The sequence below is a fragment of the Microbacterium sp. Z10_103 genome (assembly GCF_058310455.1).
Map to the genome: position 1 here is coordinate 1,771,489 of NZ_JBZEGK010000001.1, position 17,481 is coordinate 1,788,969.

Annotated in this window: 25 protein-coding genes; 10 read left to right on the top strand and 15 right to left on the bottom strand. The window is 69.7% G+C overall.

All coding sequences use genetic code 11. The features are described from left to right. The first annotated feature begins 55 nt into the window (after positions 1-55). A complete protein-coding gene (locus AC4FS2_RS08540; RefSeq protein ID WP_491177038.1) occupies positions 56-556 on the top strand; it encodes a GNAT family N-acetyltransferase in 501 nt (166 codons plus the stop codon). A gap of 19 nt (positions 557-575) precedes the next feature. Here AC4FS2_RS08540 and AC4FS2_RS08545 read toward each other — a convergent pair whose 3' ends face one another. Together AC4FS2_RS08545 and AC4FS2_RS08550 are read right to left on the bottom strand one after the other, a co-directional pair. Further along, the gene (locus tag AC4FS2_RS08545) at positions 576-1,319 is read right to left on the bottom strand and encodes a formylglycine-generating enzyme family protein (protein ID WP_491177039.1); all 744 of its coding nucleotides are present in this window, start codon (positions 1,317-1,319) and stop codon (positions 576-578) included. Positions 1,320-1,422: 103 nt separating this feature from the next. Further along, entirely contained in the window at positions 1,423-1,704 is a 282-nt protein-coding gene (locus AC4FS2_RS08550; RefSeq protein ID WP_491152114.1) for a GlsB/YeaQ/YmgE family stress response membrane protein, read from the bottom strand. Positions 1,705-1,941: 237 nt separating this feature from the next. On the opposite strand from AC4FS2_RS08550, the gene AC4FS2_RS08555 reads away from it, so the two are divergent. Further along, entirely contained in the window at positions 1,942-2,112 is a 171-nt protein-coding gene (locus tag AC4FS2_RS08555) for a hypothetical protein (protein WP_491177041.1), read from the top strand. Between the two features lie 83 nt (positions 2,113-2,195). After that, a complete protein-coding gene (locus tag AC4FS2_RS08560) occupies positions 2,196-3,290 on the top strand; it encodes a fatty acid desaturase family protein (protein WP_491177043.1) in 1,095 nt (364 codons plus the stop codon). A gap of 43 nt (positions 3,291-3,333) precedes the next feature. Here the strand turns inward: AC4FS2_RS08560 and AC4FS2_RS08565 are convergent, their stop codons facing one another. From AC4FS2_RS08565 to AC4FS2_RS08575, 3 genes are all read right to left on the bottom strand, one after another. After that, complete coding sequence (locus AC4FS2_RS08565; protein WP_491177045.1) at positions 3,334-3,729, bottom strand: VOC family protein; 396 nt, start codon at positions 3,727-3,729, stop codon at positions 3,334-3,336. Between the two features lie 49 nt (positions 3,730-3,778). Then, on the bottom strand, positions 3,779-4,432 hold the full coding sequence (locus tag AC4FS2_RS08570) for a hypothetical protein (protein WP_491177047.1): 654 nt from the start codon (positions 4,430-4,432) through the stop codon (positions 3,779-3,781). Positions 4,433-4,530: 98 nt separating this feature from the next. Next, a complete protein-coding gene (locus tag AC4FS2_RS08575; protein WP_491152107.1) occupies positions 4,531-4,677 on the bottom strand; it encodes a hypothetical protein in 147 nt (48 codons plus the stop codon). 152 nt (positions 4,678-4,829) lie between these two features. Here AC4FS2_RS08575 and AC4FS2_RS08580 point away from each other — a divergent pair, with 152 nt between their 5' ends. After that, positions 4,830-6,188, top strand: coding sequence for an APC family permease (locus AC4FS2_RS08580; RefSeq protein ID WP_491177049.1), 1,359 nt, complete (start codon positions 4,830-4,832; stop codon positions 6,186-6,188). A 69-nt stretch (positions 6,189-6,257) separates the two neighbouring features. Here the strand turns inward: AC4FS2_RS08580 and AC4FS2_RS08585 are convergent, their stop codons facing one another. Continuing rightward, positions 6,258-6,512, bottom strand: coding sequence for a hypothetical protein (locus AC4FS2_RS08585; RefSeq protein ID WP_491177051.1), 255 nt, complete (start codon positions 6,510-6,512; stop codon positions 6,258-6,260). A gap of 258 nt (positions 6,513-6,770) precedes the next feature. Here AC4FS2_RS08585 and AC4FS2_RS08590 point away from each other — a divergent pair, with 258 nt between their 5' ends. Continuing rightward, positions 6,771-7,118: a LysR family transcriptional regulator gene (locus tag AC4FS2_RS08590; RefSeq protein WP_491177052.1), complete on the top strand. Its 348-nt coding sequence runs from the start codon at positions 6,771-6,773 to the stop codon at positions 7,116-7,118. A gap of 87 nt (positions 7,119-7,205) precedes the next feature. Further along, positions 7,206-7,424, top strand: coding sequence for a hypothetical protein (locus AC4FS2_RS08595; protein WP_491177055.1), 219 nt, complete (start codon positions 7,206-7,208; stop codon positions 7,422-7,424). A 34-nt stretch (positions 7,425-7,458) separates the two neighbouring features. On the opposite strand, the gene AC4FS2_RS08600 is transcribed toward AC4FS2_RS08595, so the two are convergent. Continuing rightward, on the bottom strand, positions 7,459-8,193 hold the full coding sequence (locus AC4FS2_RS08600) for a hypothetical protein (protein ID WP_491177057.1): 735 nt from the start codon (positions 8,191-8,193) through the stop codon (positions 7,459-7,461). Positions 8,194-8,384: 191 nt separating this feature from the next. Between AC4FS2_RS08600 and AC4FS2_RS08605 the strand changes: the two genes are divergently transcribed. Continuing rightward, entirely contained in the window at positions 8,385-8,705 is a 321-nt protein-coding gene (locus tag AC4FS2_RS08605) for a hypothetical protein (RefSeq protein WP_491177061.1), read from the top strand. 31 nt (positions 8,706-8,736) lie between these two features. On the opposite strand, the gene AC4FS2_RS08610 is transcribed toward AC4FS2_RS08605, so the two are convergent. Both AC4FS2_RS08610 and AC4FS2_RS08615 read right to left on the bottom strand, forming a co-directional pair. Next, positions 8,737-10,398 carry an ABC-F family ATP-binding cassette domain-containing protein gene (locus tag AC4FS2_RS08610; protein WP_491177064.1) on the bottom strand — a complete coding sequence of 554 codons (1,662 nt, stop codon included), beginning with the start codon at positions 10,396-10,398 and terminating at the stop codon, positions 8,737-8,739. A gap of 100 nt (positions 10,399-10,498) precedes the next feature. Beyond that, positions 10,499-10,723, bottom strand: a complete 225-nt coding sequence (locus AC4FS2_RS08615) for a PLD nuclease N-terminal domain-containing protein (RefSeq protein ID WP_491152096.1) — start codon at positions 10,721-10,723, stop codon at positions 10,499-10,501. 198 nt (positions 10,724-10,921) lie between these two features. Here AC4FS2_RS08615 and AC4FS2_RS08620 point away from each other — a divergent pair, with 198 nt between their 5' ends. Next, positions 10,922-11,662 carry an alpha/beta hydrolase gene (locus tag AC4FS2_RS08620; RefSeq protein ID WP_491152094.1) on the top strand — a complete coding sequence of 247 codons (741 nt, stop codon included), beginning with the start codon at positions 10,922-10,924 and terminating at the stop codon, positions 11,660-11,662. Between the two features lie 97 nt (positions 11,663-11,759). Here the strand turns inward: AC4FS2_RS08620 and AC4FS2_RS08625 are convergent, their stop codons facing one another. After that, positions 11,760-12,542, bottom strand: coding sequence for an alpha/beta fold hydrolase (locus AC4FS2_RS08625; RefSeq protein WP_491152093.1), 783 nt, complete (start codon positions 12,540-12,542; stop codon positions 11,760-11,762). A 53-nt stretch (positions 12,543-12,595) separates the two neighbouring features. Here AC4FS2_RS08625 and AC4FS2_RS08630 point away from each other — a divergent pair, with 53 nt between their 5' ends. Then, positions 12,596-13,111 (top strand): hypothetical protein, encoded by a 516-nt coding sequence (locus AC4FS2_RS08630; protein ID WP_491152092.1) that lies wholly within the window; start codon positions 12,596-12,598, stop codon positions 13,109-13,111. A 27-nt stretch (positions 13,112-13,138) separates the two neighbouring features. Here the strand turns inward: AC4FS2_RS08630 and AC4FS2_RS08635 are convergent, their stop codons facing one another. The 5 genes from AC4FS2_RS08635 to AC4FS2_RS08655 form a co-directional block, all read right to left on the bottom strand. Next, on the bottom strand, positions 13,139-14,005 hold the full coding sequence (locus AC4FS2_RS08635; RefSeq protein ID WP_491152090.1) for an AraC family transcriptional regulator: 867 nt from the start codon (positions 14,003-14,005) through the stop codon (positions 13,139-13,141). 88 nt (positions 14,006-14,093) lie between these two features. Continuing rightward, positions 14,094-14,684, bottom strand: coding sequence for an IMPACT family protein (locus AC4FS2_RS08640; RefSeq protein ID WP_491152087.1), 591 nt, complete (start codon positions 14,682-14,684; stop codon positions 14,094-14,096). Positions 14,685-14,749: 65 nt separating this feature from the next. Continuing rightward, positions 14,750-15,439, bottom strand: a complete 690-nt coding sequence (locus tag AC4FS2_RS08645; protein WP_491152086.1) for an SDR family oxidoreductase — start codon at positions 15,437-15,439, stop codon at positions 14,750-14,752. 41 nt (positions 15,440-15,480) lie between these two features. Further along, on the bottom strand, positions 15,481-15,945 hold the full coding sequence (locus tag AC4FS2_RS08650) for an aromatic ring-opening dioxygenase LigA (protein ID WP_491152084.1): 465 nt from the start codon (positions 15,943-15,945) through the stop codon (positions 15,481-15,483). A 135-nt stretch (positions 15,946-16,080) separates the two neighbouring features. After that, positions 16,081-16,749, bottom strand: coding sequence for a TetR/AcrR family transcriptional regulator C-terminal domain-containing protein (locus tag AC4FS2_RS08655; protein ID WP_491152082.1), 669 nt, complete (start codon positions 16,747-16,749; stop codon positions 16,081-16,083). A 68-nt stretch (positions 16,750-16,817) separates the two neighbouring features. On the opposite strand from AC4FS2_RS08655, the gene AC4FS2_RS08660 reads away from it, so the two are divergent. Next, positions 16,818-17,456 carry a DUF4386 domain-containing protein gene (locus tag AC4FS2_RS08660; protein WP_491152081.1) on the top strand — a complete coding sequence of 213 codons (639 nt, stop codon included), beginning with the start codon at positions 16,818-16,820 and terminating at the stop codon, positions 17,454-17,456. The last annotated feature ends 25 nt before the right edge of the window (positions 17,457-17,481 follow it).

Sequence of the window (17,481 nt, forward strand, 5' to 3'; positions counted from 1 at the left end):
CTGCGTCATCCCGGGCCGGCGCGGGCAGCGTGCCGGTGCTCGATAGGCTGACGACATGAACCCCCGACGCCTGAACGACGGAGCGGTCCTGCGCCCGGCAGCCCCGGGCGACGAGGCGGGGATCCTCGCGTGCATCGTCGCGCTGGCGGTGTACGAGCGCGAGCCCGATGCGGTGCAGAACACCGTCGGGGCGTTGCGCGACGCGCTCTTCGGGTCTGAGCCCCGCGTCTTCGCGCACGTCGTCGAACGCAGCGGCGACATCGTGGGTATTGCGGTGTGGTTCCTCACCTACTCCACCTGGACCGGCCGGCACGGGATCTGGCTGGAGGACCTCTACGTCGACAGCGACCAGCGGGGCCGCGGGTACGGCAAGGCGCTGCTCAGCTCCCTCGCCGCCGTCTGCGTCGAGCGCGGCTACTCGCGCCTGGAGTGGACCGTGCTGGATTGGAATGCCCCGGCGGTGGCGTTCTACCGCGCGCTGGGCGCGACCCCTCAGCAGGAGTGGACCACCCAGCGGGTGGATGGCGACACCCTCGCCGCGCTCGCGGCACACTGAACGGTCGCCGACGCCGGCTTCAGCGCTGCGGGGTCCAGCCGGGCGGGAGCGGACCGTCGGCCTCGGCGCGCTCGCGATCGGCTCGCGCAGACCATCCCTGCGCTTCATCCACCGTGTAGAAGCCGCCCCGGGCCACCCGGAAACCGAGGTCGTCGTGCGTGGCGCGCGGCGGTCCCCCGCGTCGTGTTCCGGCCCGGACGCTCCAGGCATCGTCGGCGTATCCCCCGCCGCGGAACACGCGATAGTCGTCATAGCGGGCAGGGTCGAGGAAATCCCAGCACCACTCCCACACGTTCCCGAGCATGTCGAAGAGGCCGTTCAGGTTGGGCAGCTTCAGCCCCACATCCTGGGGAGTCGTCGTGCCGTCCGCGGCCGTCCAGGCGACCTCGGCGAGCGGGCCGTACTGTGCGGTGGTGGAGCCGGCGCGGCAGGCGAACTCCCACTCCGCCTCGGTGGGCAAGCGGTATCCGTCGGCGTCCGCGTGCCACGCGACCTGCTCGCCGTCGAAGGAGTACGCCGGGTCGAGGCCCTCCCACTCGGAAGCGGCATTGCAGAAGCGGATGGCGCGAAGCCAGCTCACTTCCACCGCCGGGCGGCGCGGATGCGGCGCCGGCTCGCCGATCACCTCAGCCAGTTGCTCCTGCGTGACGGGAAAAACCCCGATCTCGAAAGGCTCCAGATCGGCGGTGCGTCGGGTGCGCCGCCGCGCGTCGTGCAGTTGCACGCGTCCGCCGGGGATGCGCGCCATCTCGAGATCGGCCACCGACGAATTTTCCCATGCCGGGAGCGGACGTGGCCGCTCCCCCGGACACGCCGGAGCCCGACCGTCTGACGACGATCGGGCTCCGGGTGGTCGTGTCGGTCTGTCAGCGGGTGCTGGCGCCCCGACGACGGCTGACCGCGACGTAGATGCCGAGCACGATGATCGCGCCGAGGATCGAGCCGATGATGCCCGAGGCCTGCAGGAAGCCTGCGGCCGGGTCGCTGCCGAAGATGAGGAAGCCCAGGAATCCACCGACGAAAGAGCCGATGATTCCGAGCACGATCGTCATGACAATCCCCATGCTCTGCTTGCCGGGGATGACAGCGCGAGCGATGAAGCCGGCGATCAAGCCGATGACGATGAGGCCGAGGATAGTCCAGAGCATGTTTCTCTCCAATGTCGGGTGAACGCCAGGCGGGGGTGCGCGGCGCTCCGAGTGAGCCGCGGATCAGGCTAACAACCCTGAATTCCGCCTGCTAATCCAATTCTATCCCTGGACCTCCGGATTCCGTGAAGCGTACACTCTACGGCCGCGTCCGCGCCGCGATGTCCTCCTGCAGTCGGATGCGGACGAGACTTCTGGCCGACGACTCGCCCTCCGGGCCTGCGTAGCGTCGTGCGCATGGCCACTGCATCCATCCCGGTCCCCCGCCGCGACCTGTCCCCCGCCGCCGCCGGACTCCTCGCGATCGCCGGTAACGTCGTAGTGATCGCCGTTGTCGCGGTCGCGGGCCTGGCCATTCTGGCCGCAGCCGTCCTCATCTTCGGATCGGCGCTGATGCACCTCGTGTAGCACCGCGCGGAGCTCACGTAGCACAGTGCTCGCGGGGCCGCGACCCCGCGAGCCGCCTGACCCGGGAGCGTAGCGTCCGCGTCGTGACCCCCACCTTCCGCTCGACCGTGCCGCGCGCAGATCGACCCGCCCGGGGCCCGAGCGACTTCACTCCGCTGGCCCAGATGATCCGTGAGAGCGGGTTGATGCGCCGCCGTTACGGCTACTACTGGGCGAAGCTCATCGCCCTGCCCCTCGTGCTGGCGGCGACCCTTGTCGCGTTCGTCATGATCGGCGACACCTGGTGGCAACTGTTCACGGCCGCCGCTCTGGCCGTGGTGTTCACGCAGATCGCCTTTCTCGGCCACGATGCGGCGCACCGCCAGATCTTCGTCTCCGGCAAGTGGAACGACTGGATCTGTCTCATCCTCGGCGACCTCCTGGTCGGGATGAGCTACGGATGGTGGCAGCACAAGCACACCCGCCACCACGCGAACCCCAACAAGCTGGGATCGGATCCCGACATCGAGCTGCCCGTCATCGTGGTGACCGCCGAGGCCTCGAATGCACCCCGTAACCGCGTGGTCGGATGGTTGCGGGCACATCAGGGGTTGTTCTTCTTCCCCATCCTGCTGCTGGAAGGCGTCTCCCTCCACGCATCGGGCGTGCGGCGCGTCGCCACCCGCGAGCGCCTGGACCGCCGGTGGATCGAGATCACCTTCCTGACCGTCCGCGTCGTCGGCTTCACGATCCTCGTCTTCCTGGTCCTCTCCCCCGGGATCGCCTTCGTCTTCCTGGCCGTGCAGCTCGGGCTCTTCGGCGTCTACATGGGCATCGCTTTTGCGCCGAACCACAAGGGGATGCCGGTGGTGCCGCGCGATGTGACGTTCGACTTCCTGCGCCGGCAGGTGATGATGAGCCGCAACGTGCGCGGCAACCGCATCCTCGACGTCTTCCTCGGAGGGCTGAACTACCAGATCGAGCACCACCTGTTCCCCTCCATGCCCCGCCCGCACCTGCGCAAGGCCGCCCCCATCATCGCCGCGTATTGCCGCGAACGCGGAGTGCCGTACACCCAGACGGGGCTGTTCGCTTCGTACGCGATCGTCGTCCGCTACATCAACCGCGTCGGGCTCGGCGAGCGCGACGTGTTCAGCTGCCCGCTGGTGGAGCAGCGCGCCCAGATCGCATCCGCCTGAGCGCGATGGGGCTTCGTAAAGTCGACCGGTGCTCGTTTTCCGGTCAGTCCTCGTAGCCGATCAGCCAGGAAACGCCGAAGCGGTCGCAGACGCTGCCGTCCGTCGCTCCCCACGGACGCCGCTGAAGCGGGTCGATCACCCGTCCCCCCGCCGCGAGAGCGTCGAACCATCGATGGAGCACGTCAGGAGGAGCGGCGCCCAGCAGCGACAGCATCAGCCCCTGGACGGCCAAGGGGCGCTCATCGCCGGCCGCATCCGCGCCGGACAGGTCGACCGGCCCGGTGAGCACCCCATGCGCGATCGCGTCGCCCGGCCCGTCCGTCCGATCGAACTCCGCGAAGGTGTTCAGGGTGAGCTCGCCCCCGAATGTGGACTGATAGAAGCGCAGCGCGTCCGCGGCATTGCCGCCGAAGAGCAGATAGGGAGTCGGGGCGGCCATACCGTCACAGTAGTGCGGCCGCCGCCGGTCACGCGGGTCGGTCGGCCAGCTAGCGACCCAGGCCGACCCGGTCGACCTTGCGGTGGTAGCGCATGCCCGCCATTCCGCCGAGGATGGCGCCGACCAGGGTGACGATCGCTGCCCCGACGGCGGTGAGGATGCCGGTCGTCGTCGCCGTCTCGGGGGTCACCGGGATGCGGGGGAAGCTGTCGAGGTTGCCGAGGATGTCCCACTGGCTTCCGGCGATCGCGGTGATGACGGCGACGACGACGGCGATCACGATGGCCCAGATCCAGACGGCGAGCCCCTGTTTGACCCCATCGAACCGCGCCATGCGCCCGGCGACGTAACCGCCGGCGAAGTACGCGATCAGCAGCACGAGGCCGAGGACGATCGCGCTCACCACCGTCACGGCACCGGTGTTCTCCGTGACGGCGTCGGCCGCGTCTTCCATCGCCGCCTCGGAGCTCAGGCCGACGGCCGCGCCGATGGCGGCGACCAGAGCCGTCAGGATCACGGCCGTGCCGGTGGCGGTGAGCCAGCCGAAGAACGCCGAGCCGAACTTGAAGCCGCCGAACCTGTCCTTCTCGCGCTCCAAGACCTCGTGGTGCAGCGTGCCTCGGTCCGCTGAACCGGTCTCCGGGGCGGTGCCGCCGTAGGCCGGCTGATCAGGATCGCGGCGGTCGGGATCGTGTGCGCTCATGTCGAGAACGTACGCGGGGTGCACATCCGCCCGAACCCCGTTGTCTCCAGAAGCGAAGCGGCGTAGCCTGCCTCGCCGCCTCGCCCGGCGCGACCGATTCAGCGCTTCTTGATGTTCGTGATCGCGTCGTTGTCCGCAGCGCGGCTGTTGGCCGCCCTCTTGTCGGCCTTGGCGACGCGCTTTTCCTTCAGCGTCTTCGCCGGTGCGGTCTTGCCGCCTTCTTTACGCGTGGACTTCTCACCCATGAGGTCTCGCTCCTTCGAGAGTCGCGATGACCCTGTAGGCCTGAGGCTACACGCACGCGCGAGGGGTGGGAGACGGTCGGACAGGATAAGGCCAGAGGGGTCGACCACGGCAGGGGTTGCGCTCGCGGCACGCGACACACTGAAGTGGTGCGGTGACCAAGGACACCACAGACACCGCGCCCGAGGCCAAGCACGGCCTGAAGCGCGCGATCGGCACACCGCTGCTCTTCGCGTTCATCGTCGGCGACACGCTCGGGGCCGGCATCTACACCCTCGTCGGCACGATGGCGTCCGACGTGGGCGGAGTCATCTGGTTGCCGCTGCTCATCGCCCTGGTCGTTGCCCTGCTCACGGCCGGAACGTACGCGGAACTCATCACGAAGTACCCGCACGCGGGCGGCGCCGCCCGTTACGCCGACCGGGCCTTCAACATCCCGTACCTGTCGTTCCTCGTGGGGTTCCTCATGATGGCCTCGGGTATCACCACCGCCGCGGCCCTTGCGAATGCCTTCGCCGGTGACTACCTCGGGGCCCTCATCGATGTGCCGCAGGTTCCCGCCGCCATGGTGTTCATCATCCTGCTGACGCTGATCAACCTGCGCGGCGTCCGCGAATCCCTGGCCGCCAATCTCGTCGCTTCGGTCATCGAGGTGACCGGCCTTGTGATCGTCATCGTGGTCGCCGCCATCGTCTTCACCAGCGGCAACGGCCAGCCCGAGCGCATCTTCGAGTTCGCTCCCGACGTTCACCCTCTGGCGGGCGCGTTCGCCGCATCCATCGTCGCGTTCTTCTCCTTCCTCGGCTTCGAGGCCGCAGCGAACATGGCCGAAGAGGTGAAGAACCCTTCCAAGGCGTACCCGCGGGCCCTCTTCGGCGCGATCATCACCGCCGCCGTCGTCTACCTGTGCATCGCCGTGGGCGCGGTCATCGTCCTGCCGCCGGCCGACCTCGCGGAGTCCACCGGGCCGCTCCTGGACGTCGTCAACGCCAGCGGCCTCGGTATTCCGCCCTGGCTGTTCGGGCTCATCGCCCTGGTCGCCATCGCCAACGGCGCCCTGCTCTTCATGGTCATGGCCAGCCGTGTCGGCTACGGGCTCGCCGAGGCGAACCTGCTCCCGCACGCGTTCGCGCGTGTGCTGCCCAAGCGCCGCACCCCGTGGGTGTCGATCCTCGTGGTGGCCGGAGCGACCATCGGTCTGAGCGCGATCGGGGATGTCGCGACCCTCGCCGAGACGACGGTGCTCTTGCTGCTGCTGGTCTTCCTCTCCGCCAACGTGAGCGTGCTGGTACTGAAGAAGGACAAGGTCGAGCACTCCCACTTCAGCGTGCCGAAAATCGTGCCGATCCTGGCCATCGTCGCCAGCATTGTGCTGCTGACCCAGCAGACGGGCGTGGTGTGGCTCGCCACCGCCGGATACGTAGCGGTAGGGTCGGTGCTCTTCCTGGCGGCCCGCTACGGGCGCAAGCGGGGCGAGAAGCGCGCCGAGACGAGCGAGCAGTCGTCCGAGTAGGAAAGTCCTCCGTGACCTCGCGCGAGGATCAGTAGACCCGCGCGGTTTCCGGGAGCAGTCCGGTCCCGGTCAGGTGGCGGTCGTCTTCTCCGGGCCCGGGAGGGATTCCCCGTTGGCGGTGGCCTCGATCCAATCGGTGGCCTCATCCGACAGGAAGAAGCCATCGGGCCCCTCTTCGCCGATCCACCAGGCATCTGAAGAGAGGACACCCCCGGCTGACACGATCTTCTGGAGGAGATCCGCGGGCACGGCTTCACCGTTGTGCCCCACCAGCCACCGCTTCGCGTCCGGCTCGAGCCGGTCCCACCACTCGATCGTCTCCATGGGATCACGGTGCCACCGATCCCGACGGAGCGTAAGTCCGTGTCCGGATGCAGCGCACCGGCCACGCCGGACTCAGGGCACTCCTCACTGCTGGCCGATCGGTCGGCGACGTCCGGTCGCGGGGATGCGTCCGGTTACGCTCGATGCGTACGACATCAGGCAACCCTGTTGCCTGCGTCGCACCAGGGTCCCGGACCGATCCCCCGGGCGCGGCTGCTCGCCCCGCGGCACTCTGCATCAAGACAACGAAAGGCCCCCGTGAAACTCGCCCAGCTCAAACGGTTCGTCGCCGTGGCCGAAGAGCTGCACTTTCCGCGCGCGGCGGAGGCCCTCGGCATCCCGCTCGCCGCTCTCTACTCGTCCATCGAGAAACTCGAAGCCGAGATCGGGCATCCCCTCTTCACCCGCGACAACGCCGGCACGCGCCTGACGAAAGCCGGAACCCTCTTGCTCGATGAAGCGAAGGAACGGATCGCGGCGGCGCCCCCGCCGGCCGAGAAGCCGGTCGTTCCGGCGGGCGGAAAGGCCAAGGCCTCGAAAGGCAAAGGTCGCGCCCCCGTCGTGAAGGGTGAGCCCAAGCCGTACAAGAAACGTCAGGGCCGCTGACCCGCGCTCTTCGGGGCACCCTCCGCCACGCCGCCTGCGGCGTCAAGGGGGGACCGCCGCGAGCGCCCCATGGGCGAGCATCGAGTCATGACATCCGATGTGAATTCCCCCGAGCCGGCAGAGGTGGACGAAACCGAGGTGGTCGAGCAGATCGCCGAGGAGGTACGAGACGACATCCGGCATGGGCACGTCGAGGACGACGTGACCCACGTGCTGGAGGACCGGCTCGACCAGGCCGGCGTCAGCCTCCGCCCGGAGGCGATCGACGACCTCGCGGAAGACATCGAAACCGACGCGTCCATGTGACGGTCGGTTTCGACCACCGGGCGAAAAGGACGGCTCAGCGCCTCCGCCCGCGGCTCGGTTCTGGCTCAGCACTGCGCCAGTAGGACCGCCGCCCCGCCGTGGGCCGGCGCGGGATGTACGTCCGCCACGCGGTCACGTACCCGATTCCCGAGTACCACACCAGTGCGCCGACCAGGGCCAGCCCGGTGACGATGCCCGCGGTGATCGCGCCGGCCGCCGACCCTCCGCCGACCGTGACCGCGGCCCCCGCGAACAGTCCGAACACGAAGCCGTCGACGACGAAAAGGAGCATCGACGAACTGCCGATGAGCACGCTGACGCTCCGAGGTCGCAGGAAGGAGTAGGTCTGCTTCATCCCTTCCTGATCGTCGGCAGTCGCACCGAGGAAGTAATCCGCCACCTTCGGGTCCAGCTCCACGTACGCGCCGCGCAGACGGTTCATGGCGACGACGTACATCATGTCCTCTTCCGCGACGTTCATCACCCGCACGACGGTCATGAACCCGATCAGGCAGAGGAATCCGAGGATGGCGAGCATTGCGATGGCGAACGCATCGGCGAACGCGGGCGCCTGCGCGAGCAGGCCGATGACCACGAGCCCGGCAGAGACAAGGGTCAGGAAGATCGTGATGCGGGTGAGCACCTCACTCTGAGCCGTGCTGCGCGCCGCCAGAAGTCCCCAGTGCTCCGTCGCGATGATCTGCGCGCGGCGGTTGAGCACGGCATCCGGTTCGGTCGGCGTGCGCTCGGGCGGCGGAGCCTGGCTCATGCCCCACATTGTGCACCCGGACCTGACTCGGTGACAGGGCCGGCACGGCGGCGCGGGTCGCCTGTTGCCGAGGGCTTCCGAGGGCGGAACCCGCGTGGCATAACCTGGGCGGGCGGGATGCTCCGACGGATGCATCCGCCCACCCGAAGGAGCCCCATGCTCGTGCCCGCAGCCGCCACCTCGACGTCCGAGTGAGCACCGATGACACGGCGACCCGCCGCATCGAGCTGACGTTGACCAAGCCCTGGTTCGCGCTTTACGCCGGCGTGAAGCCGACGGTGGTGATCAGTGGACGCGGCCAGCCTGTGCAGTGGGGCCTGGGCACGTGGCAGGTCCCGACGGACAAGACCGTCGAGCTCACCGTGTTCCTGTTCAACCGCCTGTGGCGCTTCGGTCAGGCGAGGATCGAACTCGAACCGCACGACGCGCCGTCCCTGCGGTACCGGGCGCCGGTGCTCCCGTTCCTGCGGGGCCGGCTCGTCGTTTCCCCGCCGTCGGATAGACCCGTCTGAGCGCGGCAGGCGGGCCGCCGCATCCCGTGCCCTAGAGCTCGGTGACCTGACCGTCCCCGACCCGCCAGTGCCGGTCGGTCCGCACGTTCGCGAGCATCCGCCGGTCGTGCGTGACCAGGAGAAGGGTGCCTTCGAACGCTTCGAGCGCTTGCTCGAGCTGCTCGATGGCCGCGAGATCGAGGTGGTTCGTCGGCTCGTCCAGGACCAGGAGGTTGACGCCGCGCGCCTGCAGGAGTGCCAGCCCGGCACGCGTGCGCTCTCCGGGCGACAGCTCATCGACGGCCCGATTGACATGGTCTGCCTTGAGGCCGAACTTGGCGAGCAACGTGCGAACCTCCCCGGAATTCAGGTCGGGGACGAGGTCTTCGAACGCCACGGCGAGCGCCTGGGGTCCGGCCAGCTGGGAGCGCGCCTGGTCGATCTCGCCGATGCGCACGGTGGCACCCAGGCTCGCGGTTCCTTCGTCCGGGGTCTGTCTGCCGAGCAGCGTGCGAAGGAGCGTCGACTTGCCGGCGCCGTTGGGTCCGGTGATGCCGATGCGTTCGCCGGCGTTGACCTGCGTCGACACCGGACCGAGCGTGAAGTCGCCCTGCCGGATGACCGCGCCACTGAGCGTCGAGACCACCGCGCTGGAGCGCGGGGCAGCGCCGATGGTGAACTCGAGCTGCCACTCCTTGCGCGGCTCATCCACTTCGTCGAGCCGGGCGATCCGGCTCTCCATCTGGCGCACCTTCTGAGCCTGCTTCTCGCTCGACTCCATCGACGCCTTACGCCTGTTCTTGTCGTTGTCCGGCGCTTTCTTCATCGCGTTGCGCACGCCCTGGCTCGACCACTCCCGCTGGGTGCGGGCCCGGGCGACGAGATCGGCCTTCTTGTCGGCGAACTCGTCGTATTTCTCCCGCGCGTGACGCCGCACGGTCGCCCGCTCCTCCAGGTAGGCGTCGTAGCCGCCGCCGAAGACCCGGTTGGCGCCCTGCGCCAGGTCCAGTTCCAGCACGCGGGTCACGCACCGGGCGAGGAACTCGCGGTCATGGCTGACGAGGACCACGCCGCCGCGGAGGCCCCGCACGAAGGCTTCCAGCCGCTCGAGCCCGTCGAGGTCGAGGTCGTTGGTGGGTTCGTCCAGCAGCGCGATGTCGAATCGGGAGAGCAGGAGCGCAGCCAGCCCCACCCGGGCGGCCTGCCCGCCCGACAGGGACGTCATCAGGGCCTGCTCCGGTCTGCCGCCCAGATCGAGACCCAGCTCGGCGAGCACCACCGGCAGGCGCTCATCGAGGTCCGCCGCGCCGCTGGCCAGCCACCGGTCGAGAGCTGCCGAGTACGCGTCGGCGGGGTCCGCGCCCGCAGGTGACAGCGACGGATCGGCGAGGGCCGCGGCGGCAGCATCCATGTCGGTCGTCGCCTCCGCGCATCCCGTACGCCGTGCGATGTAGTCCGCGACGGTCTCGCCCACGATGCGCTCGTGCTCCTGCGGAAGCCAACCCACGAAGGCGTCCGACGGAGCAAGCGTCACCGTGCCGGCCTGCGGTTCGTCGACGCCTGCCAGCAGTCGGAGGAGCGTGGACTTTCCCGCACCGTTCGCCCCGACGACGCCGATGACGTCACCCGGGGCGACCGTCAGGTCGAGCGAGTCGAACAGCGTGCGGTGGCCGTATCCGCCGGCCAGCCCCGAGGCGACGAGTGTTGCGGTCATCCCTCGATCCTGTCATCCGACGGGCGGCGGCAGGACGCGGGAGGGGGCCGCCGGGCGAGCGCGGTGTGCGGTCAAACCGGCGCGGAACGCCCCCCTCCGCTCAGGGGCGGTGCCGGATCCCGAAGACGAAGTAGGCGGCCGGGCCGAACCAGTTGACGAGGATCGCGGGAATCCACGCCGGCTTGGGCCCACGCACATCGTCGGCGTCTCGGAACGCGAGGTCCCAGAAGGCCAGGAACGCGAACGCCACCTGCACGACGCCGAGCAGAGCCAGCCCCGCCTTCGCGCGAGTGGAGAGGTGGGTCTTCGTGGGGGTCATGGTCATGTCGTGTTCCTTCGGGTCGTCTCTCCATCCTTACTCCGATGGCGGCATTCCCGAAACCCCGTTCGACATCGGGTGCGCGTGTGCCGACTCTCACGTCGGTTGCGCGGATCCCACGCGGAATGTACTGTGTCGTTCGGTAGAGTTACTAGTTCGTCTACCACGCGGGAAGGTCCCGCTCTGTCTCAGAAAGGACGCACCATGCGCACCCTCACCCCCCACCTCACCTCGATGACCGATACCGACACGACCGGCAGCCCGTCCGCCAACCCCACCGTCGTCCTGGTGCACGGCGCCTGGGCGGACTCCACGAGCTGGTCCGGCGTCATCGAGCGCCTGACCGCCGCCGGGTTCCCCGTCCGCGCCATCGCGAACCCGCTCCAGGGCGTGGACAGCGACACGGCCTACCTGACGAGCTACCTGAAGTCGGTCGAGGGGCCCATCGTCCTCGTGGGGCACTCCTACGGCGGCGCCGTGATCACCAACGTCGACGCGGCGGCGTTCGACATCAAAGCACTGGTGTACATCGCAGCGTTCATCCCGAGCGCCGGTGAGACGGTCGGTCAGCTCGCCGCCCAGTCCACTCCCCCGCTGCCGTTGGTGACCACGGAGGTACCCGCCGGTTACGAGGTGCTCATCGATGCGTCGGGCTTCCGCGCGGCGTTCGCCGGCGACGTCGACGAGGCCACCGCCGCGGTGATGGCCGTGGCGCAGCGCCCCGCGAACGTCAAGGCCGTCTCCGAGCCCACCGTCCGCGAGGCTTTCGCCGCCGTGCCGACGTGGGCGCTCATCACCCTCCAGGACCAGTCGATCAACCCCGACCTGCAGCGGATGATGGTGGGGCGCACCACCGCAGAGGTCAGCGAAGTCGATGCCTCCCACGCGGTGATGGTCAGCCGCCCGGACGTCGTCACCGATCTGATCGTGCAGGCGTCCCGCTGACCCGCGGGGGTGCCGGGCGCATACGCGTCCGGCACCCCCGCGAATCCGGCACCCCACGCTCGGGGTCAGGGCCGGCGTCGAACCCGAGCCGATCGGGTCAGTCCCAGGCCAGGTAGTCCTCGATCTGCATGCCGATGTCGCCCGGGTGCGTGACGACGAACAGGTAACCGCCACCCTCGATGCGCGCGGCGCTCGCCCGGTCCGCCGCGGATGCCTGCAGCTGGTCGCCGTTCCCCGGCACATTCACGCGGTCCTCCGTGCCCTGGAGAATCAGGACGGGAAGACTCGGGGCGAGCGCCGTCCACTCCTCTGCCGGAGTGGCCGCGAGCGCGGCGCTCTGCACCGGCTCGGCCAAAAGGTCGCGGGCGCGCGAGAAGATGTTCCACGCCCACTGCGGGTCCACCGTGGCTCCGGCCAGCACTCGCATGGCGTCGAGCGCGTCCGAGTCGGCTGCATCCGAGAACGCGGCCTGCAGCGCCTGCGCGACCTCGTCGGCTACCGGCTCGACGCCCTCGACGCCGAGCAGCAGGATGCCCTCCGTACGGTCGGGGTGATCCAGCGCCACCGTGCGCGCGACGGCGCCCCCGAAGGCGTGTCCGCCGATCCATGCGGAGGCGAGGCCCAGGTGGTCCAGCACGTCGATGACGTCCTGCCCCAGGTCGTGCAGCGTGAGGGAGGCGTCGGCATCCGTCGGTCGACGGACGCCGATCCGGATCATCCGGAAGCCCTCCTCGACCAGGACATGCGCGAGGGTGCCGAGGTAGGAGATGTTCAGTCCACGCCCGGGGAGGAGCACCACCGCCGGGCCCTCGCCCTCATCGACGAAGGGGATGGCGCGGCCGTCGGGCTCGAACGTCTGGGAGGGCGTTGGGGCTGTCATGCATCCATTCTCCCGGATGGTGGGCGAGCCGCCGCCACCACTAGCCTGCCCTCATGACCTGGCCGGACTTCTGGAGCACGACCTTTCCCGCCTACCTCGGCGCCCTGGGCTCGATCGCCGCCAGCGCGGTCGCCGTGGCCGCGTTCGTCCGAGATATCCGGACGCGCGGGGGTCTGCGGGAGGTGGCCGGCGCGGCCTCCTCGACGATCGAACTGCCGCGGGCCGGTGCGCCGCTCGCGTCCGACGGGAGACCCACCGTGTCGCCAGGCCCCGCGCGCAGTCCCGCCGATGACGCTCACGACCATGACCCGCGCCTGGAGCTGACGGTCGCGGGCGGGCGAGGCGTCCTCCGCAATCTCGGAGGGGAGACGATCCAGGTCGACCGCCTCTCCGTGCCCTCCGGCGGGAAGACGCTGACCGTCTCCGCCGAATTGCCCGCGAGGGTCGAGCCGGGCGCAGAGTTCGGCTTCACCGTCCGCGACCTGGTGGCCGGTCCGGCCGTCGCCGCGCTCCTGGTGGAGTGGACGGACGCGGGCGGCACGACGCGCGCGAGCCGCTTCTTCGTCTGAAGCCCGCCATGGACCGGACCGAGCGCCTCAGGCGTGCTCGACCGGCAGCCACAGATCGCACGTGGCGGTGCGGAAATCGGGCGCCCGATCGAGCACGGCGACGATGGAGGGCCCCGGTCGCAACCGCCACGGGTTCGACGGGAACCACTCGGTGGCCGTTGCGGCCCACGCCGCCTGCAGCGCCGCGGGATGCTCTCCGGAGGTCCGGAAGACGGCCCACTCCCCCGCATCCACGTCGATGACGTCGAGGTCATCGGGGACGGGGGTCCCCGTCTCGACGGCGACGCCGTGCAGATAGGTCAGCTCGCTGCCGTCCTCGTAGCCCGGGTCGACCTCTGCGCTCACCTGCAGCAGACCGGCGGGTTCGGTCGCGCTCAACAGCTTGAGCCGCTCGTGCTCCGCGGCCGGCAGGGCCGCGATGTGCTCTTGGATGGCCGCGTTGACGCCCTGGTGTTGGAGCGTCACGCGCGCGGCGTGGCCGACGAGCCGGAAAGCGGGGCGTTCGAGGATGTGGGTGTCCATGGGGGTATTCCCTTCGACGGTCAGGCGGAACCTGAGTTGCGGTTGGCTGCAGAGGGGGCCGCCGTCACGGCGGACGTCACCGTGGCTCACGCCGTGCACCGCGCGGAACGCGCGACCGAACGCCTCCGTCGACCCGTATCCGTAGCGCACGGCGATCGTCAGGAGATCCTCCGCGCCGATCACATCGGCCGCGGCGACGGTCATCCGTCGCCGGCGCACGTACTCCGACACCGGCATCCCGGCGAGAGAGGCGAACATCCGCCGCGCGTGATAGACGGTCGTTCCCAGCTCCCGCGCCAACGCGTCGAGGTCGAGCTCATCGTTCAGATGCGCCTCCACCTCGTCGACCAGACGGTTGAGGATCTCGATCACGGTGGCTCCCTTCCCGATCAAGATTCGTCGCCGCCCGGCGGATGCACCCGACAGTTCGGGTCCGATTGCATCGGGCCGGGCGCGGTGCTCAGGCGGCGCTCATCCACACTGCACGCCCCTGAGACACGTCGTCTATGCGGGCGACGAGGTCCTCGGCGCGGTCCACCGGAACCTCGAGCGTGATCTCGACGTCCGCCCTGTGACGCACATCCTCCAGCACCGCGCCGCACGCGTCGAGTTCGCGGCGGAGCATCCCCTCGAACGCATAGGGCACGCGCACGCGCAGGGTCTGTGTGCGGATCAGCGGCACCCGCTCGGCTCCGAGGAGGGCCTGCGCCACCGCATCCGTGTACGCGCGGACCAGCCCGCCCGCGCCGAGTTTCGCCCCACCGAAGTAGCGGACGACCGTCGCGAGCACGCCCTCGAGCTCCTGATGCCGGAGTACGTCGAGCATCGGGCGGCCGGCGGTGCCGCTCGGCTCGCCGTCGTCGTTCGCTGCCGAGTGACCACCGGCCATCAGCGCCCAGCAGACGTGGCGGGCATCCGGATGCTGCGCCCTCAGCGCCGCGACCCGCGCGACGGCCTCCTCACGGCCGGCGACAGGCTCGACGCATCCGAGGAACCTGCTCTTCTTGATGAGCAGTTCGCTGTGGGCGGGAGCGGCGAGGGTGAACGGCATCGGCTGTCCACGATAGGCGCGACGGAACGGCGATCATCCCGTGGACGCGCGGAACGGGTAGCGCGTCAGACGCCTGCGCGGATCGTCAGCTCCGGGATCTGCGCGTCGCGGGGCAGGTCGAGCACCGTGAGCATGCTGGTGACCACCGACTCCGGATCGATGAAGGCGGCGGGATCGTACGAGGCGCCCTCCTGCTCGTGAACCCGCTCTTGCATCGCCGTCGCCGTGCGGCCGGGGAAGACGGACGACACCCGCACACCGTGCGCGGCTTCCTCGGCGCGCAGCGAATCGGCGAGCGCCTTGAGCCCGTGCTTGGATGCCGCGTATGCGGCCCAGTCCGCAGCTGCACGCAGGCCCGCTCCGGAGTTGACGAACAGGATCTGCCCCTTCGCGGCCCGCACCGCCGGGAGGAGCAGTCGGGTCAGCTCCGCGGGTCCGACGAGGTTCACGTTCAGCTGTGACGTCCACAGCGCGACCGGCATCTCGGCGACGGGACCGAGGTCGACCACGCCGGCGACATGGATGACGGAGTCCAGCCGGGCGGGGAGCTCCTGGGAGCCGAGCGCCGCCGCCAGGTCCGACGGCGCCGCGAGGTCGGCGACGACGGTCTTCGCCCCGGGGAACCGTTGCTCGAGTTCAGCGGCGCGTTCCGTGCTGCGCGCGAGGAGGATGAGGTCGTCGCCGCGGGCCTGCAGACGCGTCGCGAGCGCGGCGCCGATACCCGACCCGGCACCGGTGAGGAAATGCACGGTCATGGCACCATCCTGGCATGTCGGTATCGGCCGGAGCGGGGCTCTCAGCCCCGGTCAGCTCGGCGCAGCTGCGCGCCGACGGTCAGGAAGAAGGCGCCGAGGCCCGCGACGAGGGCACTCACCCCGTAGGCCAGTACCGACGTCATCAGCGAGGTGCGCAGCGACGCCGCCGTCGACAGCGCACCGCTCTGCTTCCGCAATTCGCGTTCCTCGTCGCTCCCCGCTTCCACGTCCCGCAGCGCGTTGCTGATGTCGGAGAAGGTGCGCCCGCCCGCGCCCCGCTCCGCGTTGGCCTTGATGACGAGCGCCTCCGCGTAGGCCGTCGCCGGACCCTGCACGCGTCTGCCCGCCAGCACGGGGGCGTTCCCGGGCACGGTGATCTTCTCGTCGCGCAACTGCTTGGTCACGGCGAACCATGCCCCGGCGCCGCCGGCGAGGAGCACTGAGCCGGCGGCCACGGAGAGGCCTCCGACACGGCGGATGCGGGAGATAAGGGTCAGAGAGGTCATCGATCGTCCTTCCGGGCTGGGCAGGGATAGACGAATCCTCGCAGGTTGTGCGCCGGGTTCGCCGCCGACTCCGATGTCCTCACCACCGAGCGCCACAAGGCGATCGCCCTCGGTGTGGATGGCGAGCACGCCCCTTCAGCCGCCGGACCTCCACCCCGCCACGTGCAACCGCTCGAAACCGTCGAGCAGGATGTCGAGCGCAAAGGCGAACTCGGCGTCCTCGTCGCAGGCCTCCCCCGCATGCGGAGCGGTGGTCGCCATCCGGACGATGGCCGGGTAGGAGGAGGCGAACTCCGACATCGCTCGCGCGCGCTCGGCGGGGTCGTCCGGAACGGAAGGCGTGGGCAGCACGTCGCGCGTGATTCCCCACATCCGAGTACTGAGCGCGTGCATCGCATGGTGCACGAGGTCGGGCGGCAGCCCTCCCTCGAACATGATCGCCATCAGGGAGTCCATGTAAGCCAGAACCGTCGGGCTCGCGTGCGTCCGCGTCTCGATCGCCGCCTGCGCCCACGGGTGCGCCGTCATCACGGCCCGGGCCGACAGGATGCGAGCGCGCAGCGCGTCCTTCCACCCCAGCCCGCGCGCAGGTACCTCGATGCTCAGCACAAGGCGATCCAGCATCCCGTCGATCAGCTGTTCCCTATTCGCGACGTGCTTGTACAGGGCCATGGCGGTGACCCCGAGCGCGTCGGCCAGCCGGCGCATGCTCGTGCCCTCGAGACCGAGGTCGTCTGCCACAGCGACGGCGGCATCGAGCACGCGCGCGCGGTCCAGCTGTCCTCGCGCACCGGGAGTTGACACGTATACAGCGTATACCTAAGGTGATGTCACGCCGGTATACGGCGTATACCTCCGACGATCGGCACGCCATGACGAGAAGCCCTCGCACCTACGCCCGCACCGCGGGCGCCCTCTACCTGCTCACTCACGTCACCTCGGTCACCGCGGTCGCCGCCTACGCGGCCGGTGGCTTCGCGCTGGGGGTGGCCCTCGAACTGGTGCTCGCCGCGGGATGCCTCGGTACCGGCATCCTGCTGTGGGTGCTGCTGTGCGACGTCGGCCGAGTTCGGTCCGCCGCCTTCGCCGGCCTGCGCGCTCTGGAAGCCGCCGTCATCGCCGCCGGCACGTTGCCGATGCTCGTGCTGCTGTGGACCGCGCCGCGCGCGCCACTGGACGAGACTCTCCTCGCACTGCACACCGCCGCATTCCTCGTCGGTCAGGGCCTGGTCATCAGCGTGAACACGATCATCCTGGGCTGGCTGCTCCTCGACGCGCGTGTCGTCCCCCGCGCCCTTGCCGTGCTCGGCATGCTCGGCGGCGCCGTGGTGCTCGCCAGCAACGCGGCGCAGCTGTTCGGGGTGATCCCGCAGGGCGGCACGGTCGCCGGCTTGTGCGCGGTGCCGGTGTTCGTCTTCGAGATCTGGTTTGCCATACACCTCATCGCCGTGGGTCTGCGCGGGCGCGTCGTGCCCCCTCCCGCGCCCGCTCGGGCGGCGTCGCCGGCGTGAGGACGGACGACCGGCGCGCCGGCCC

Coding starts and splice junctions, on each gene's coding strand:
- AC4FS2_RS08540 (WP_491177038.1), top strand. CDS start 56: ATGAACCCCCGACGCCTGAACGACGGAGCGGTCCTGCGCCCGGCAGCC.
- AC4FS2_RS08550 (WP_491152114.1), bottom strand. CDS start 1,704: ATGCTCTGGACTATCCTCGGCCTCATCGTCATCGGCTTGATCGCCGGC.
- AC4FS2_RS08555 (WP_491177041.1), top strand. CDS start 1,942: ATGGCCACTGCATCCATCCCGGTCCCCCGCCGCGACCTGTCCCCCGCC.
- AC4FS2_RS08565 (WP_491177045.1), bottom strand. CDS start 3,729: ATGGCCGCCCCGACTCCCTATCTGCTCTTCGGCGGCAATGCCGCGGAC.
- AC4FS2_RS08570 (WP_491177047.1), bottom strand. CDS start 4,432: ATGAGCGCACACGATCCCGACCGCCGCGATCCTGATCAGCCGGCCTAC.
- AC4FS2_RS08575 (WP_491152107.1), bottom strand. CDS start 4,677: ATGGGTGAGAAGTCCACGCGTAAAGAAGGCGGCAAGACCGCACCGGCG.
- AC4FS2_RS08585 (WP_491177051.1), bottom strand. CDS start 6,512: ATGGAGACGATCGAGTGGTGGGACCGGCTCGAGCCGGACGCGAAGCGG.
- AC4FS2_RS08595 (WP_491177055.1), top strand. CDS start 7,206: ATGACATCCGATGTGAATTCCCCCGAGCCGGCAGAGGTGGACGAAACC.
- AC4FS2_RS08600 (WP_491177057.1), bottom strand. CDS start 8,193: ATGAGCCAGGCTCCGCCGCCCGAGCGCACGCCGACCGAACCGGATGCC.
- AC4FS2_RS08610 (WP_491177064.1), bottom strand. CDS start 10,398: ATGACCGCAACACTCGTCGCCTCGGGGCTGGCCGGCGGATACGGCCAC.
- AC4FS2_RS08615 (WP_491152096.1), bottom strand. CDS start 10,723: ATGACCATGACCCCCACGAAGACCCACCTCTCCACTCGCGCGAAGGCG.
- AC4FS2_RS08620 (WP_491152094.1), top strand. CDS start 10,922: ATGCGCACCCTCACCCCCCACCTCACCTCGATGACCGATACCGACACG.
- AC4FS2_RS08625 (WP_491152093.1), bottom strand. CDS start 12,542: ATGACAGCCCCAACGCCCTCCCAGACGTTCGAGCCCGACGGCCGCGCC.
- AC4FS2_RS08630 (WP_491152092.1), top strand. CDS start 12,596: ATGACCTGGCCGGACTTCTGGAGCACGACCTTTCCCGCCTACCTCGGC.
- AC4FS2_RS08640 (WP_491152087.1), bottom strand. CDS start 14,684: ATGCCGTTCACCCTCGCCGCTCCCGCCCACAGCGAACTGCTCATCAAG.
- AC4FS2_RS08645 (WP_491152086.1), bottom strand. CDS start 15,439: ATGACCGTGCATTTCCTCACCGGTGCCGGGTCGGGTATCGGCGCCGCG.
- AC4FS2_RS08650 (WP_491152084.1), bottom strand. CDS start 15,945: ATGACCTCTCTGACCCTTATCTCCCGCATCCGCCGTGTCGGAGGCCTC.
- AC4FS2_RS08660 (WP_491152081.1), top strand. CDS start 16,818: ATGACGAGAAGCCCTCGCACCTACGCCCGCACCGCGGGCGCCCTCTAC.